Genomic DNA, 16,127 nt, shown 5'->3' on the forward strand with positions numbered 1-16,127 from the left:
CGTGGCACAGATTGTGCCTGTCGTCACAGCCTGTTGTTTACCCAGACTTCAGGTCAAGCCCGCAGGCACATCTATCTGCAAGGAGTGCGGAGTGTCCACCACGAGCAAGATCGTGAAGGGTCCCGACACGGTAGAAGCGTCGCGGACCACGAGCCGTCCGGAAATCGTCGACATCGTCGCCGAGGTCATCGCCGACGTACGACAGAACGGCGACACGGCCGTGCGTCGATGGTCGCAGAAGTTCGACGGGTGGAGCCCGGAGTCGTTCCGGCTCGGCCCCGACCGGATCGCTTCCGTGGTCTCCTCTGTCCCCGGGACCGTCCTCGACGATCTGCGCTTCGTCCAGCGCCAGGTCCGCGGCTTCGCACAGGCGCAGCGGGACTCCCTCACCGACTTCGAGGTGGAGACCCTGCCCGGAGTGTTCCTGGGACAGCGCAACATTCCCATCAGCGCGGCCGGCGCGTACGTTCCCGGAGGCCGGTACCCGCTGACCGCGTCGGCCCATATGACCGTCCTGACGGCCAAGGTCGCAGGAGTGGGAAGGGTCGCGGCGACGACCCCGCCGGACCGCGGTACGCCACCCCCCGTGAGCATCGCCGCGATGCACCTGGCCGGCGCCGACGAGATCTACGTCATGGGTGGCGTCCAGGCGGTGGCGGCCCTCGCACTGGGCACCGAGACGATCTCCGCCGTCGACATGCTCGCCGGACCGGGCAACGCCTATGTGGCGGAGGCCAAGCGGCAGCTCTTCGGCGAGGTCGGCATCGACCTGTTCGCCGGCCCGACGGAAGTACTGATCGTCGCCGACGAGACCGCCGACCCGTTCGTGGTGGCGACCGATCTGCTGTCGCAGGCCGAGCACGGACCGGACTCACCAGCGGTGCTGATCACCACCTCGGAAGAGGTGGCCACGCGGACGATCGCGTGCGTGGAGGAACTGCTGCCGGGCCTGCCCACGGGCGAAGTCGCCGGACGGGCGTGGCGCGACCGGGGCGAGGTGATCGTGGTCCCCGACCTCGACGCCGCTTACGAACTCGCCGACCAGTACGCGAGCGAGCATGTGCAGATCCTCACGGCCGAGCCGCGTGAGGCCCTGCACCGGATGCGGAACTACGGCGCGCTGTTCCTCGGGGACAAGACGTGCGTCGCGTACGGCGACAAGGTCATCGGCACCAATCACGTGCTGCCGACGCTGGGGGCGGCCCGCTATACCGGTGGCCTCTGGGTCGGCAAGTACCTCAAGACCGTGACGTACCAGGAGATCCAGGACGCCACCTCCAGTGCCGAACTCGGCGAGGTCTGCGGCAGGGCCTCCCGGATCGAGAACTTCGAGGGCCACGCGCGCTCGGGAGACGTCCGCAGCGCACGCTACGGGTCAGCCCGGCTGGACTGGACCGATCACACCTTCGGCCGGGCCTGACCAGTGCCGGTGGATGAGCGCTTACCCCGGACCGCACCCGCGGTGAGGCACAAGAAGCAGTACCACCACTTCAACCCCCGGAGTACGTCATGTCAGCTACCGAGAACGGGGCACGGACGGTACCGAATACCGCCCTTGCCGGCTCCACGGGCGGGACCGCCGGCCCGACCTCATCAGCCGAGGACGCCGAGCTGCTCGCCGCGTTGGGCTACGAGCAGCGGTTCGACCGCAAGGTCAGCACGTGGGCGAACTTCGCCCTCGGCTTCGTCTATCTCTCGCCCCTCGTGGGGGTCGTCTCCCTCTTCGCGGTCGGACTGTCCACCGCCGGCGGACCGTCCATCTTCTGGATAGCCATCGTCGGCCTCGGGCAGTTCCTGGTGGCCCTGGTCTTCGGCGAGGTCGTCTCGCAGTTCCCGCTCGCCGGCGGCCTCTACCAGTGGGTCCGGCGGCTGTGGAACGGGCGCTACGCCTGGTTCACCGCGTGGACCTACATATGCTGCATCACCATCGGCATCACTAGCACGGCGCTGTTCAGCTCCGACTTCGTGGCCAGTCTCTTCGCCGGCACCGCCGACCGGCCGGGGGTCACCTCGACGCCCGGCCAGCGTCTGCTCATCGCGGTCGCCATCACGGCCGTCTGTCTGGTGTTCAACAGCTTCGGCACCCGGACACTGGCCCTGATCTCGAAGATCGGTCTCGCCGCGGAACTGATCGGCATCATCCTCGTGGGCCTCTACCTGCTCGCCTTCGAGCGGCACAACTCCCTTTCGATGTTCTTCGACAGCGGCGGTATCGACCACAGTGGGAGCTACTTCGGGGCGTTCATGGCCGCATCGCTCGTCGGCCTCTTCCTCTACTACGGATTCGAGGCATGCGGCGAGGTCGCCGAGGAGGTGCCTGACCCCGCGCGCAGCATCCCCCGCGCCATGCAGCTGACCGTGGTCGTCGGAGGGCTGGCGGCGATCTTCGCGTTCGCCGGCTACGCGCTCGCCGCACCGGACCTGCCGTCGATCCTCGCGGGGAAGGACGCCAACCCCATCCCCGCGATCCTGCAGAGTTCGATCGGGACCGTCGGCACCAAGCTGGTGCTGGTCGTAACCCTCACCTCCTTCCTCGCCGGCGTGATGAGCCAGCAGGCCGCAGCGAGCCGTATCGTGTTCTCCTTCGCCCGCGACGACATGTTCCCCGGCGCCCACCTCTTCTCGAAGGTTTCCCGCCGGCACCGTGTCCCGCTGAACTCGCTGGTGGCGGTGAACATCGCGCCGCTCCTGCTGTTCGTCTTCGTCTACTATTCCCCCGACTCCCTCGTGAAGATCGCGGCTTTCCAGGTGCTGGCCGGATACGCGGCCTTCCAAATGGTCGTGCTGGCGGCACTGCGGATGCGGCTCCGGGGTTGGCGCCCCGCCGGGGCGTGGACCCTCGGCCGCTGGGGACTCACGGTCAATGCGGCGGCCCTTGTCTACGGCGTCCTGGCGATGGTCCTGCTGGCCCTCCCCACCGGCGACGCGGACACCCCGTTCGTGGACCGGTGGATCGCATTGATCGGTTTCCTCATCGTCTCGGCGGTGGGACTGGTGTACCTACTGGCGGCGAAACCCGAGCGGAAGTCCACCGCGCCGGAAGGAGACGCGCTGGAGGTGGCGGAACGCCTGCGCAACCGCGCCGCAGGCATCACATCGATGGCAGAAGGGAAGAGCGTATGACCCGCGTTCTGTATCTCTACGGTGGCTGGCCGGGACACAAGCCCTATCAGGTCGCCGAGGAATGGGCGCTCCCGATCTTCAGGGATCTGGGGTTCGAGGTCGATCAGACCAATGACATCTTCGCGCTGGACGCCGATCTCACCGGCTATGACCTGATCGCACTCAACTGGAACAACGCGCTGCTGTCCGAGGGGCTCACCGCCGCCCAGGAGACGAGTCTCCTCGAGGCAGTGGAGGCCGGCACCGGGATCGCCGCCTGGCACGGTGCCGCGGCGGCGTTCCGTACGAGCCTGAAGTACCACTGGCTGATCGGGGGGAGCTTCCTGGAGCACCCGGCCGGAGAAGGGGTGAAGTACCCCTACCAGGTCTCCATCACCGACACCGGCCACGAGATCACCGCGGGAGTTGGCGACTTCCGCGTGGCGTCCGAGCAGTACTACATGTCGGTCGACCCCAATAACCACGTCCTGGCGCAGACCAGCTTCACCGGTGAGCACCTGTCCTGGCTGGAGGGGAAGACCATCCCCCAGGCATGGACCCGGACCTGGGGACGGGGCCGGATCTTCTACAGCGCGGTCGGACACGACCTCGACGACCTGCAGAACCCCGATGTGACCCGGCTGTGCGCCCAGGGTTTCGCCTGGGCCGCCCGCCGGGGCCAGTGACCGCACCAACCGAACCAAGCTGAGTGGGAGCAACCACATGCCCGTCCTCACCGGAGGCCAGATTGTCGCGCGGACCCTGCGCAACTACGGCGTCGACTACGTGGCCGGCATTCCCGGCCACGGCATCTGGTCACTGACCGACGCCTTCCTGGACGACGAATCCAAGATCCCGTTCATCCAGACCTTCCATGAGCAGAGCGCCGTCCACCTCGCCGACGGCTACTACCGCGTCACCGGCCGCCCCCAGGCCGCCGTGACGTCCATCGGCGCGGGCGCCAGCAACACCGTCATCGGCATGGGCACCGCTTTCACCGACTCCACCAGCGTCCTCGTCATCACCGGCGGCCCGCCCACCCATATGCGCGGCCACGGCCTGCTCCAGGAGCTCGACCGCTACACGGCCAACGACTTCCCCAAGGTCGCCGAGGCCGTCAGCAAGCGCCACTGGGTCGTCACCCGCGTCGAGGAACTCCCCTTCGTCCTGCACCGCTGTTTCAACTCCATGCTGACCGGCCGCCCCGGGCCCGTGCACCTCGAAGTGCCCATGGACGTACAGGCCGAGGCCGCGGACGTCGACCTCCACGACCTGGCCCGGCGCATGCCCGTCGGCCGCCCGCACCCCGACCCCGAGGCGGTGGACCGCGCCGTCGACGTGCTCCGCGGGGCCACCCGGCCGGTCATCGTCGTCGGCGGTGGCGCCATCACCTCCGACGCCTCCGACCAGGTCCTGGCCCTGGCCGAGCGCTGGCAGATTCCAGTCGTGACCACCTGGAACGGCAAGAGTGCCTTCCCCGAGGACCACACGCTGTTCGCCGGCAGCGTCGGACAGACCGGCACGATCGTCGGCAACGCGATCGCCAGCTCCGCCGATGTCGTCATCTCCGTCGGCTGCCGCTTCACCGACTGGTCGGCCTCCAGCTACGCCAAGGGCGTCAGCTTCTCCATTCCGCCGGCAAAGCTCATCCACATCGACATCGACCCCCATGAGATCGGCAAGAACTACCCCGCCGAGGTGGGCATCGTCGCCGACGCACAGCGGACCGTGGCCGCGATCGTCGACGCCCTGCCCCAGCAGGGCAGCGACCGCTCCGAATACCTCGCCGAGCTGGCCACCCTCAAGCGGCAGTGGGAGGAGAAGCTCGCCGGCCGCCGCGACAGCGACCGCTTCCCCTTCACCTCGCAGCGCCCGCTCGGCGCCCTGCGCTCCGTTCTTCCCCGCGACGCGATCATCGTCGCCGGCTCGGGCAACACCCAGGGCGCGGTCAAGCAGACCTTCCCGGTGTACTCCCCGCGTACCCACCTCACCTCGGGCGGCTTCTCCTCCATGGGCTGGGCCGTCCCGGCGGCGGTCGGCGCCAAGCTGGGCCGGCCCGACCGTCCCGTGGTGTGCGTCCTGGGCGATGGTGACTTCCTCATGACCGCGCAGGAGATTGCCCTGAGTGTCACCACCGGCGCACCGGTGGTCTTCGTCGTCCAGAACAACGCGGGCTACATGTCGATCCGCGGCGGCCAGCGCAAGCAGACCTCCCGGCACATCGGTACCGAGTTCTCCTATCCCGACGGCACGCCGTACAGCCCCGACTTTGCCGCCATGGGCCGGTCCTACGGCATCGAATCGTGGAAGGTGTCGGACGCCGACTCCCTGGAGGGGACGCTGCGCAAGGCCGTCCAGTCGGGCGAGCCCGCGCTGGTGGAGATCCCGACAGACCGCGACGCCGCCGGTCCCTGGGTGCCCGGCTGGTGGGACTTCCCGGTTCCGGCGTACATCACGGACGAACGGCAGGAGGAGTACCAGCGCACTCGGTCCACCGAGCAGCACCTCTGAGCATCCCTTCCGAACCCGCGGCCGCTGCGTCCTCAGCGGTCGCGGGATTCCGCGCGCACAAGCACTTCGGCCAGCGAGGACGTTCCCAGGCAGGCGTCGCGGGCTGGGCGTCCTGCTCAGCGTCACAGGCGCTATGCCGTGGCCTGCGGAGTCAGCGACTCGGGGTGGAACTGCTCGACGCGGTCGCGCTTGGTGTACATGTTCCAGTAGTGCTCTGCGAGGTCGTCGGGGTCGACGACCGGGAACTGCGGACCGTCGGCCGACTCGAAGGCGGCCTGGGCCGCGGCGGACACCTCGCTGCGGGCGATCAGGGACGCGATGGTCAGGGCGCCGACGTAGATACCCGTGTCAGCCGGCTCGGCGTTGAGGGAGTACAGGTAGTTACGGGTGGCGGACATCACCGGGCCCAGGCCGCTGAGGTGGGGCATCGGCTGCGCCGCTGAGTAGCCCTGAGCCAGCAGGAAGGCACCCTCGCCGCGCTCGCTCCACTCCGGCAGCACAGCTTGGACCACCTCGACCGGGGTGAACAGCAGCAGCGGGGTCAGGCCCTCCAGAGTGGCTCGCGGCACTCGAGCATCCCAAGGTCAACTCCTTGGTCTTCGTGGCCGCCTACGTGCCTGATGAGGGCGAGACCATCGGCATGCTGAGCGACAAGGGCGCCGAGATGCCAGGCCGCGCGGCCTTGCGGTTCGCTGCGGACGGCTGGTCCCACGTGGACCCGGAGCTGTTCGGTGACGCACTCGCCCACGACCTGCCGCCCCGCCTTGCCCGGAGCCTCGCCGCCGTGCAGAAGCCGACCCATGGAGCCTGCCTGGCGGCCCCGGCCTCTACAGGCGCCTGGCACGACCTCCCCTGCGGCTACGTCCTCTCCGCCCACGACCGAATCCTCGATCCCCGACTGCAGCGATGGTTCGCCACACGCGCCAGAGCCGTCGTCACCGAGCTCCCCAGCAGTCATCTCTCGCCACTGTCACATCCCGAGGAAGTGGCCGCGGCAATCTCGGCGATGCTGCAGCCCGACGAAGAGGATTCCGCAAGCTGATCCGAGCTGCGGTGTCGCTGAGGCGGGGGTAGTGGGTGTGTGGGGTGGTGTGGGAGCTGGTGTGCTGGGGGTGGGTTGGTGGGACCGTGCCCTATGTGGTGAGGCGGTCGTGGTTGTGCTCTGGCCTCACCCACGTCCAGCATGTCCATTCCGAGCAGTCGCGAAGCACGGTCCTCGTCGCGCATACTGCCCCCCGCAGCTATGACGAGCAGCCCTCCCTTCGCGTAAACCGAACATTCGGTCAGCACGTGGAAAGGTAAAGCAACTAATGGTCGAGGCTGCTTGTCAGCGCGTTCGCAGACAGGGTCCTCTGAGCCTCGGGGCCGTACGCGGCCAGTCCGACGACGTAGAAGAAGCCGTGAGCACGCGACAGCTGCTCCGGCCGGGTGTAAGTAGGCCAGATCGCCACAACGAAATCGTCGAAGGTGCCCTGCTGGGCGGCCTCCAGAAGTGCCTCGTTGTCACGGGATCGCTGCGCCTTGAGTATGGCGGCCAAGACGCCCGAGAGAGACGAAGCCGCGCAGGGCCGTGGCACCGGCGGCGAGGGCGGCCGTGGTGAGGAAACGCCGACGGTTGAGCGGAAGGTCGGGCAGTGGCATGGGTCGACTCCGTTGTCGGACGGTGAGCACAACTGGGCACAGGGCTGCCACCGGTGCGGGTGCGGTGGTGAACAACAGCGCTTTGCCAGACATGCGGTGGCTGCCTCAGTCGTCGACGGCAGAACCGGACGGCTGAGGCCGGCCCGCCCCGCGGGGACGGACCGGCCTCGAGTGTCTACGGGGTCACGGTCACTCCGGGCGCCATCTCGGCGGTCCCGTTGGTGAGCTTCCCGGAGCCGGTGGCGCCTTCCGAGCTGACGAAGCGCAGCTCGTGGTTCGTGCCCCCCGCGTTGCCGACGGCGAGCAGGAGCGTGGACTGGTTGGCCGCGTAAGCCTTCTGGACGAAGGAGGTGATGTCGACGGTGATGTCGCGGCCGTCGATGGCGTTGTTCTGGTGGGTCCCGCCGCCCTCGGGGACGATGGTCGAACCGAGGGTGAAGGTGGCCGACTTTGCGACGGAGGAGGTCGTGGCGGTGAAGCTCGGCCGGTTCTGCCAGGTCATCGTGTTGATCGGGCAGGACGTGCCGCCGCTGGTGCACGTGGTGTCGCTGACGGGTTGCACGAGGAGTTGGTCGGTGTCAGTCGACGGGACCGACGAATAGCGGTGGCCGACGTACGTGAGATGGAGTGTCGCCTGGCTCGGTGCCTTGGTGAGGCCGCTGAGGGGGAACTGGATGTAGGAGAGCTTTCCGTCTCCGGATCCTGTGGTGTACTGCTCGCCCATCAGGCCGACCCCGGTGTTGCGGGTGATGAGGGTCAGGTCCGCGGAGTTGTTCTTGGTCTGGTCGCCGGTCCACGCACCCACCCAGGTGTCGCCGTTGGTGAGGGCGCCGGCCTTGACGTTCTGGGTCTGGCCGTTCGCGTCCGTGTAGGTGGTGGTCAGCGTGCCGATCCCGCTCGTCGTCAGCGGGAACTGGCTGGTGTATCTGACGAGCTGGCCAGCGACGCGGAGGTTGTTCAGCGTCACGTTCGTGGCGCCGTTCAACGGGCTGCTGTTCGTCTTCTGCTGCGAGAACCACACGTTGTCGAGTTTGAAGGTGCTGATCGGGGTCTTGGCGTACGTGTACGTGGTGCCCGACCCGTCGGGGTTGGGGGCGAGCCCGTAGTTCGCCTGCTCGTCGGCGGTGATGGTCTGGGTGGATCCGTTGCCGCCGTTGAGCCTGATCGGTCCCGACGTGTACCGGGAGGTGTCGAACGAGCTGTTCTTCACCACGATGCTCGAGATGCGCGGGTACGGTTTGGGGCTGTTCTGCGTGAAGATGCCGCCGGCCGGTGCCGACACGGAGTTGAAGTTGTCGAACGTGTAGTTGTTGAGCCGGTATCCGTACGAATTCCATCCGATTCGGATCGAGTTGCCAGCACCGACGGACCAGTTCAGCGTGTTGCTGACCGAGATGTTCTTCGAGTCCTGGTTGTCCCAGTGGTAGGAGTCGAACCCGAGCTCGTCGGCGACGGTGTCGTGGGCGCCGACCGCGTTGACATAGCCCTGGACGTCGGCGCTGGAGGTGCCGAGCTGGAAGTTGTTCCACACGCCGGAGGCCAACGGGGTGAATCCGTCGCTGGGGTTGTAGTGGCCGGAGGCGAACGCGTCGTCGTTGCCGAGGGTGAAGACGCCGTTGGCGGTGATGTCCTGGCCGCTCGCGAAGTCCGTCCCGTCGATCCACGGCTGGCGGTACGGGGTGAGGGCCTTGATGTTGTTGAACGTCACCCTGCTGGCGCTGTGGGTCTCATAGTTCCACTGCTTCGCGTCGCGCACGTAGGTGTCGTTGAACGTGATGTCCGACGAGTGCATGACCATGACGCCGCCCTGGTGCTGGCTGCGGTAGGCGTCGTGCGAGTCACCGATGCTGCGGGCGTTGTAGTTCGCCACGCCGTTGCCGTCGAAGACGCCGCGGCCGTCGAATTCGATGTTGCTCGAGTTGATGATCCCGACCGCCGGCTCGAACGCCTCCATGTACCCCTGGATGCGGTTCTTCAGCAGGGCCCCTTCGTCGGTGTAGATCTTCAGCTTGCCGCCCTTGAGCTTGCTGCCGTCCAGACCGTTGACCAAGAGACCGGACGACACGTACGTGCCGTTCGGGAAGTAGAGCGTGTTGAGCGCCGTGGGGTTGGCTTTGATGGTGTCGATGGCGGCCTGCAGGGCGTACGTGACGTCGTTGGCGGCCATCACCCGCACATTCGGGTACCGCACATTGACGCTGCTCGCGCTCACCAGGCTCCCGGCCGAGGTTTTCTGACCGGCGGGGATGGCGGTGCCGTTGACGGTCTTGCCGGCCATGGAGCTCGTCGTCGCGGCGGGAGCCTTCTGAGCCGCGCTGTTCGGGTGCGCCGCGAGGTACTTCGCGGCGAACTCCTGGAAGTTGAGGACACCGGTCTGCAGGTTGACGCCGGAACCGTCCGGTGCGCTCGTGGTGTTCGGGCGCCGCGCCGGGTCTTCCAGAGGGTCGTTGACGACCGCCAGGTAGGGCTGTCCCGTGGCGTTGGTCGAGTCGCCGTTGACCATCACGATCGCTTGGTTCAACCCGGCGTCGGCTGACATCTGGAACGTCAGGGTGTGCTTGTCCGCGCTCACCGAGACGCTGCTGGACGGGTAGTAGCGGGCCGGATAGATGTTCACCGTGTCGATCGTGGTGCTGGGCAGCGTGACCGTGATCGTCGGTGTCCGGGAGTCCGACGCGAAGCGTGCGATGTCGAAGTTGTGGCCGTTTTGGGTGTACTGGACAGCCTGGACGGGCGTGCCGGCGACTTGCACCTGGTACTTGGTGGACGCCACGTCCGGGGACGTCGTCGTACCGCCTCCCACTCCCGTCGGTGCGTACGTGTGGACGGCGGTGGCGGCGTGTGCGGGGACGACGCCGGTGAGCATGAGGCTCGCCACCGCAATGGTGGCGCCGGCAGCGGCCGCGATGAAGCGCTTCACGCGCGAGCTGCGTCGCGCCGGGGCAGGGTTCGGGTCGGCGTCGCCGCCGGCCGGTCTGATCATGCCTGTCTCTCCTCAGGACGAGACCTTTACAGGTCTGTTCAGGCGCTCGCCGTCTGCTGGAGACGGCGCGGAGCATTCGCGATGCCGCGGCCGTCGGGGCCGTCGGGGTCGAGGGGACCACCACGACGCACCGAGCGGGTGACGCGGGTGAGGTCGAGTGTTGTTTCGCGCGGTGGCCCAGGGTGGCTCCACTGCATTGACCGATCCACGGGATCGGGCGTTGCGGGGACGTTACTGCCGTATTTCCGGAACCGTCAACGCTCCGTGCACATCAAGTCGCGGAAACAGCGGTGACCTGCGACGCCCTCGCCGTGCCTCGTAACGGCTGAATCACGGTCGCTGCGCGAAGCCTTGCCCTGTTGCGACAGTCGCCCTACGCTGACGCCACTTTCGTGGATCGATAAACGTCTCAGGGGGCGTGGCGTACGTGGTGACAATGGCGGAGGTGGCAGCTCGGGCGGGAGTCACCAAGCAGACCGTCTCCAACGTGGTGTCCGGCAAGAAGGTGCGGCCGGAGACCCTGGCGAAGGTGAACAAGGCGATCGCCGAACTCGGCTACAAGCCGAACCTGGTGGCGCGCTCGCTGCGCACCGGCAGCACGTCGACGGTGGGGCTGTTCGTGCCGTCGGTGGCCAACCCGTTCTATTCGGAGGTGGTCGAGGAGGTGGAGAACCTCCTGGTCGGCCACGGATACAACCTGCTGCTCGCCACGACGCGCGACGATCCCGACTACACCCGGGCCCACCTGGAGAACCTCGCCGCGCGCTCGGTGGACGCACTGCTGGTCGCCTGCGACAACGGCGTCTCACAGCAGCTGCCGATGCTCGTCGAGGCCGCCTTCCCGGTCGCGCTGTTCGCCTGGGAGGGGGACCCGCCGACCATGCTGCCGGTGGTGTCCATCGACTACGAGCACGCCGGGTTCCTGGCCGGGCGCTACCTGAGGGATCTCGGCCACCGGAACGTCGCGGTGATCGCCGATCTCCCCGCGCACGAGCCGCGCGTGGTCGGGTTGCGCCGGGCGTTCGCCGACCACGGGCTGGCCATCGACGACCGCAAGGTGTTCCCCTGCACCAGGGACGACGCCGCCGGCGGCTTCGACGCGGGCTGTGCGGCACTGGAGGCGGATCCGGAACTGACGGCGATCTTCGCCACCCACGACATCCTGGCCCTCGGTGCCGTCGAGGCGGTGGTCCGGTCCGGGCGGCGGGTCCCCAGCGACGTCAGCGTCGTCGGCTTCGACGACATCGCCCAGGTCGGTCGGATCCAACCAGCGCTGACCACGGTCACCGTCCCGAAGCGGGAGATGGCCCAGCAGGCCGTCGAGCTGCTGCTGCGCGCCGTCGACTCCGGCCGGCCGCCGACCAACGTTCTCACGCTGCTGCGCCCGACCCTGACCATCCGGGACAGCAGCGCCCCGCCCCGGGCGACCGGATAGCACCGGGCACCGCTCCACCTGCACGTCACCCCATGAGCCGCCGGCACGCTCCTGCCGGGCCGGCCTCCCGCCACCGCTACGAGTCGCGACAGAAGGCACGTCCACTGATGAAAGACCTCGACCCCAACGCCTACGTCGAAGACCGGTCGCCGGGCACCGGACGACTGCGGCCGCGCGCCGCGTTCGCTTCCGACCTGCCCACGATCGCGCTCGACGGCGACTGGAGATTCCGACTGGCGACAGGGCTGGACGACCTCACCGGGGACTTCGCCGCGCCGGACTTCGACGACACCGCCTGGGACCTGCTCGTCGTGCCGTCCTGCTGGCAGATGACCGGCCTGCCCGACGAGCCGCGCTACGGTGCCCCAGCCTATACCAACATCCTCTACCCGTTCCCGGTCGACCCGCCGCGGGTGCCCCGGCAGAACCCGACCGGCGAGTACCGCCGGGAGTTCGACGTTCCGGACGGGTTCCCGGCAGCGGCCTCCGTGCTCCGGTTCGAGGGCGTCGACTCCGCGTTCGCGGTGTGGCTCAACGGGATCCGGCTCGGCGACGGCAAGGGCAGCCGGCTGACGACCGAGTTCGACGTCTCCGGCAGTCTGCGGCCCGGCCGGAACGTGCTCGCGGTCCGCGTGCACCAGTGGTCGTCCGGCAGCTACCTGGAAGACCAGGACATGTGGTGGCTGTCCGGGATCTTCCGGTCGGTGTCCGTGGCAGCCCGCGGTGTCGAGGACTTCTTCGTCCACGCCGCCTACGACCACACCACAGGCCGGGGCACCCTGTCCGTAGACGTCACCGCCCCGACCCGCGTGTCCCTGTCGGTGCCCGAGCTCGGCATATCCGCCGCCGATCCGGCCGGCCCGCACGTGATCGACCGCATTGAGCCCTGGTCGGACGAGCGGCCGCGCCTGTACTCGGGGGAACTGGTTTCCGAGGCCGGGGAGCGGATCGCGCTGCGCATCGGCTTCCGCACGGTGGCCGTCGTGGACGGCGTGCTGACCGCCAACGGCCGGCCGATCTCGCTACGGGGCGTCAACCGCCACGAATGGCACCCTCTGACGGGACGCACCCTGACCGAGGACGCCATGGTGACCGACGTGCTGCTGATGAAGCAGTACAACATCAACGCGGTGCGCACCAGCCACTACCCGCCCGACCACCGTTTCCTGGACCTGTGCGACGAGCACGGGCTGTGGGTGTTCTGCGAGGGCGACCTCGAGACGCACGGCTTCGAGCCGGGCGGCTGGCGGCGCAATCCCAGCGACGACCCCGCGTGGCGCGAGGCGTACCTGGACCGGGCCGCGCGGCTGGTGGAACGCGACAAGAACCACCCCTCGGTCGTCGTCTGGTCGCTGGGGAACGAGTCCGGCACCGGAGCCAACCTGGCCGCCGCGGCCGCGTGGATACGGCAGCGCGACGACAGCCGCCTGATCCACTACGAGGGCGACTACGCGAGCTGCGCGTACGTCGACCTGTACTCCCGCATGTACATCGGTGTGGACGAGCTGGCCGCGGTGGGGCGCGGCCAGGAACCTCCGACAGCTGATCCGATTGACGACGCCCACCGCCGGGCCCTTCCGGCCGTGCTGTGTGAGTACGGGCACGCCATGGGCACCGGCCCCGGCGGCTTGTCCGAGTACCAGCAGGTCATCGACGCGCACCCGCGCCTGGCCGGCGGATTCATCTGGGAGTGGATCGACCACGGGATCCTCCGGCGCACCGGACAGGACGCCCCCCACTCGTTCTACGCCTACGGCGGCGACTTCGGAGAGGAGGTCCACGACGGCAATTTCGTCGCCGACGGGCTGCTCTTCCCGGACCGCACGCCGTCGCCGGGCCTGGTCGAGTACAAGAAGGTCATCGAACCGGTCCGGATCCACGTCGACCCGGCGGCGCGGCGGATCGCCGTGCACAACCTGCACCACGTCCGCGACACCGGCTACCTGGACTTCCAGTGGACCGTCGAGGACGGCGGCGAGCCGGCCGGCTCCGGCGGCCTGACCGTGCCCGCGACCGCACCGGGCGCCACGACAACCGTCGAATGGCCCGCCGACCTCGCCGCCGCGTTCGATTCGGTGCGCAAGAACGGCTCCGGCGACGAGGTGTGGCTGACCGTGACCGCGGTGCTCGCCGCCGACGAGACCTGGGCCGCGGCCGGTCACGAGATCGCCTGGGCCCAGGGGCTGGTCGCGGCTCCGGCCGCCTCGCCCGTCCCCGTCACGCCGGCGCCGGCGATCGCCCACGACGGGGACATCACCCTGGGCCCCGCGCGGTTCGACGCCCGCAGCGGAGTGCTGATCCGGCTCGGCGACCTGGACCTCGACGGGCCCAGGCTGGACATCTGGCGTGCCCCGATCGACAACGACCTGCTCAACGCCTCCGGCGAGCCGCAGATCACCGCTTGGCTCGCCGCCGGACTGAACCGGATGCGCCATGAGGTCCTGAGCGTCGAGCCCGACGCACAAGGACTCACGGTCACCGCCCGGCTCGCCGCCGTCGGGTCCTCCTTCGCGCTCGGCACGGTCTACCGCTGGACGGCCTGCGACGGACCGGACGCGGGCCAGGCCCGGCTCCGGCTGGAATGCGCCGTCACCCCTGACGGCGCATGGTCGGTGCCGCTGCCCCGGCTGGGAATCGCGATGTCGCTGCCCGGCACCGACGCCGAGGTCGAGTGGTTCGGCCTCGGTCCCGGCGAGGCGTACCGCGACTCCCGTACCGCCGCTCGCACAGGCCGCCACCGGTCGACTGTCTCGGCGATGCAGACCCCCTATGTCCGCCCGCAGGAGAACGGCAACCGCCACCAAGTCCGGCGCACCCGGATCACTACCCCGGACGGCACCCTGCTCATCACGGGCGACCCGGTCATCGACCTGACCGTACGTCCTTGGAGCACCGCAGCCCTGGCCGCCGCGGCCCACCAGCACGACCTGGTCGGCGACGGCCGACTCCATCTCCATCTCGACCACGCGCACCACGGCCTCGGCAGCGCGGCCTGCGGGCCGGGTCCGTCAGCATCGCACGTCCTGGCCGCGGTCCCGACGGTGTTCCGCGTGGAGTTCAGCACCGGCCGGTAGGCGGGCCTGGCCGCCCGCCCACCGACAGTCCAGCAAGTCAGTCCCCGTCACGAAGGGTTTCCCTCACATGGACCGCACCACCATACGCACCCGCAGGCTCCTGGCGCTCGCCACCGCGACGGCCGTCGCCTTCGGCGTCGGCGCGTGCAGCAATGACAAGAACGACTCCGCCGAGGGATCGGGCCACAGCGGGCCGGTGAAGATGGAGTTCTGGGGCTGGGCCAAGTACGAGAAGATCGTCGACCAGTGGAACGCCGCCCACCCCGACATCAAGGTCACCTTCAAGAAGATCCCGTCGGGCCCCGCGGGCGGCTACACCCAGATCAGCAACGCGCTCACCGCCGGCAAGGGCCCGTGTCTGGCCCAGATCGAGTACCAGGCCATCCCGTCGATGCTCGTGAAGAACTCGGTCATGGACATCACGCAGTACGCGAGCGACGGCATGGACAAGTACGTCCCGTCGGCCGTCTCCTCCTCCAGCGTCGGCGGCAAGATCTACGGGGTTCCGGTGGACGTCGGCCCGATGGTCCTCTTCTACCGCAAGGACCTGTTCGCCAAGTACGGCATCACCAAGCCGCCGGCCACCTGGGCCGAGTACAAGGCCGCCGCCGAGAAGGTCACCGCCGCCGACCCCGATGTGAAGTTCGGCACCATGCTCGGCGACGCCAACGGTATGGCGGCCTTCACCCTGCAGACCGGCAAGTCCTGGTACTCGGCCAAGGGCGACAGCTGGACCGTCAGCATCGACAACCCCGGCACCCGCAAGGTCGCCTCCTACTGGCAGGACCTGAAGGACAAGGGTCTGGTGTCGAAGACCGGCAACGCCTGGGACCCGCAGTTCAACAAGGCCTCCGAAGCGGGCAAGGTGCTGACGTTCGTCGGCGCGGCCTGGTCCGCCGGCGGTCTGAAGTCGGACCTGAAGGCCCTGTCCGGCAAGTGGAGGGTCGCCCCGATGCCGACCTGGAAGGCCGGCGACGGCAAGAGCGCCAGCAGCGGCGGCTCGGCCACCTCGGTGATGACCGGGTGCAAGACGCCCCGCGAAGCAGTGCAGTTCGCCGATTTTCTGTCCAGTGACCCGCAGGCCGTGAAGGCGGGCATCGAAGGCGGGCTGTACCCGGCGTCGAAGGCCGGACAGGACGACCCGTCACTCACGGGGGGTGACCCGTACTTCGGCGGCCAGAAGGTGGGTGACGTGTACAAGACCTCCGCCGCGCAGGTACCCAGCACCTGGACCAACGGCCCGACCTTCCAGCAGGTCACGACGGACTTCGCCGGAGCCATCGGCAAGGGCACCCTGCCGGACGCGGTCACCAAGGTGCAGACCTCCACGGTCGCCGCGATCAAGAAGCTCGGACTGTCGGTGACCAACTGAGGCAGCGGG

At 68.6% G+C, this 16,127-nt stretch carries 11 protein-coding genes; 8 read left to right on the top strand and 3 right to left on the bottom strand.

Annotation, left to right across the window (positions count from 1 at the left end; translation table 11 throughout):
- The first annotated feature begins 91 nt into the window (after positions 1–91).
- The 4 genes from hisD to ACFZDL_RS41530 all read left to right on the top strand — a co-directional run bounded on the left by hisD (position 92) and on the right by ACFZDL_RS41530 (position 5,613).
- On the top strand, positions 92–1,420 hold the full coding sequence (gene hisD / locus ACFZDL_RS41515) for a histidinol dehydrogenase (protein WP_391193929.1): 1,329 nt from the start codon (positions 92–94) through the stop codon (positions 1,418–1,420).
- 89 nt (positions 1,421–1,509) lie between these two features.
- The gene (locus tag ACFZDL_RS41520; RefSeq protein WP_353595690.1) at positions 1,510–3,123 is read left to right on the top strand and encodes an amino acid permease; all 1,614 of its coding nucleotides are present in this window, start codon (positions 1,510–1,512) and stop codon (positions 3,121–3,123) included.
- A complete protein-coding gene (locus tag ACFZDL_RS41525) occupies positions 3,120–3,788 on the top strand; it encodes a ThuA domain-containing protein (RefSeq protein WP_353595691.1) in 669 nt (222 codons plus the stop codon). The genes ACFZDL_RS41520 and ACFZDL_RS41525 overlap by 4 nt, the downstream gene beginning before the upstream one ends.
- A gap of 37 nt (positions 3,789–3,825) precedes the next feature.
- Positions 3,826–5,613 carry a thiamine pyrophosphate-binding protein gene (locus tag ACFZDL_RS41530; protein WP_353595692.1) on the top strand — a complete coding sequence of 596 codons (1,788 nt, stop codon included), beginning with the start codon at positions 3,826–3,828 and terminating at the stop codon, positions 5,611–5,613.
- 131 nt (positions 5,614–5,744) lie between these two features.
- On the opposite strand, the gene ACFZDL_RS41535 is transcribed toward ACFZDL_RS41530, so the two are convergent.
- Positions 5,745–6,182, bottom strand: a complete 438-nt coding sequence (locus ACFZDL_RS41535; protein WP_353595693.1) for a hypothetical protein — start codon at positions 6,180–6,182, stop codon at positions 5,745–5,747.
- Positions 6,183–6,214: 32 nt separating this feature from the next.
- Between ACFZDL_RS41535 and ACFZDL_RS41540 the strand changes: the two genes are divergently transcribed.
- Positions 6,215–6,655 (top strand): alpha/beta hydrolase, encoded by a 441-nt coding sequence (locus tag ACFZDL_RS41540; RefSeq protein WP_353595751.1) that lies wholly within the window; start codon positions 6,215–6,217, stop codon positions 6,653–6,655.
- A 265-nt stretch (positions 6,656–6,920) separates the two neighbouring features.
- Here ACFZDL_RS41540 and ACFZDL_RS41545 read toward each other — a convergent pair whose 3' ends face one another.
- Together ACFZDL_RS41545 and ACFZDL_RS41550 are read right to left on the bottom strand one after the other, a co-directional pair.
- On the bottom strand, positions 6,921–7,151 hold the full coding sequence (locus tag ACFZDL_RS41545) for a hypothetical protein (RefSeq protein WP_353595694.1): 231 nt from the start codon (positions 7,149–7,151) through the stop codon (positions 6,921–6,923).
- Between the two features lie 278 nt (positions 7,152–7,429).
- Complete coding sequence (locus tag ACFZDL_RS41550) at positions 7,430–10,237, bottom strand: DNRLRE domain-containing protein (RefSeq protein WP_353595695.1); 2,808 nt, start codon at positions 10,235–10,237, stop codon at positions 7,430–7,432.
- A 436-nt stretch (positions 10,238–10,673) separates the two neighbouring features.
- Between ACFZDL_RS41550 and ACFZDL_RS41555 the strand changes: the two genes are divergently transcribed.
- The 3 genes from ACFZDL_RS41555 to ACFZDL_RS41565 all read left to right on the top strand — a co-directional run bounded on the left by ACFZDL_RS41555 (position 10,674) and on the right by ACFZDL_RS41565 (position 16,118).
- Positions 10,674–11,672, top strand: coding sequence for a LacI family DNA-binding transcriptional regulator (locus tag ACFZDL_RS41555; RefSeq protein ID WP_353595696.1), 999 nt, complete (start codon positions 10,674–10,676; stop codon positions 11,670–11,672).
- A 107-nt stretch (positions 11,673–11,779) separates the two neighbouring features.
- A complete protein-coding gene (locus tag ACFZDL_RS41560; RefSeq protein WP_353595697.1) occupies positions 11,780–14,746 on the top strand; it encodes a glycoside hydrolase family 2 TIM barrel-domain containing protein in 2,967 nt (988 codons plus the stop codon).
- A gap of 67 nt (positions 14,747–14,813) precedes the next feature.
- Positions 14,814–16,118: an extracellular solute-binding protein gene (locus tag ACFZDL_RS41565; protein ID WP_353595698.1), complete on the top strand. Its 1,305-nt coding sequence runs from the start codon at positions 14,814–14,816 to the stop codon at positions 16,116–16,118.
- Positions 16,119–16,127: the final 9 nt, after the last annotated feature.

The sequence above is a fragment of the Streptomyces sp. NPDC007917 genome (genome assembly GCF_042959105.1).
Taxonomy (GTDB): Bacteria; Actinomycetota; Actinomycetes; order Streptomycetales; family Streptomycetaceae; genus Streptomyces.

Excerpts from the sequence above, each read along its gene's own strand:
- ACFZDL_RS41520 (WP_353595690.1), top strand. The coding sequence starts at position 1,510 with ATGTCAGCTACCGAGAACGGGGCACGGACGGTACCGAATACCGCCCTT.
- ACFZDL_RS41525 (WP_353595691.1), top strand. The coding sequence starts at position 3,120 with ATGACCCGCGTTCTGTATCTCTACGGTGGCTGGCCGGGACACAAGCCC.
- ACFZDL_RS41530 (WP_353595692.1), top strand. The coding sequence starts at position 3,826 with ATGCCCGTCCTCACCGGAGGCCAGATTGTCGCGCGGACCCTGCGCAAC.
- ACFZDL_RS41550 (WP_353595695.1), bottom strand. The coding sequence starts at position 10,237 with ATGATCAGACCGGCCGGCGGCGACGCCGACCCGAACCCTGCCCCGGCG.
- ACFZDL_RS41555 (WP_353595696.1), top strand. The coding sequence starts at position 10,674 with ATGGCGGAGGTGGCAGCTCGGGCGGGAGTCACCAAGCAGACCGTCTCC.
- ACFZDL_RS41560 (WP_353595697.1), top strand. The coding sequence starts at position 11,780 with ATGAAAGACCTCGACCCCAACGCCTACGTCGAAGACCGGTCGCCGGGC.
- ACFZDL_RS41565 (WP_353595698.1), top strand. The coding sequence starts at position 14,814 with ATGGACCGCACCACCATACGCACCCGCAGGCTCCTGGCGCTCGCCACC.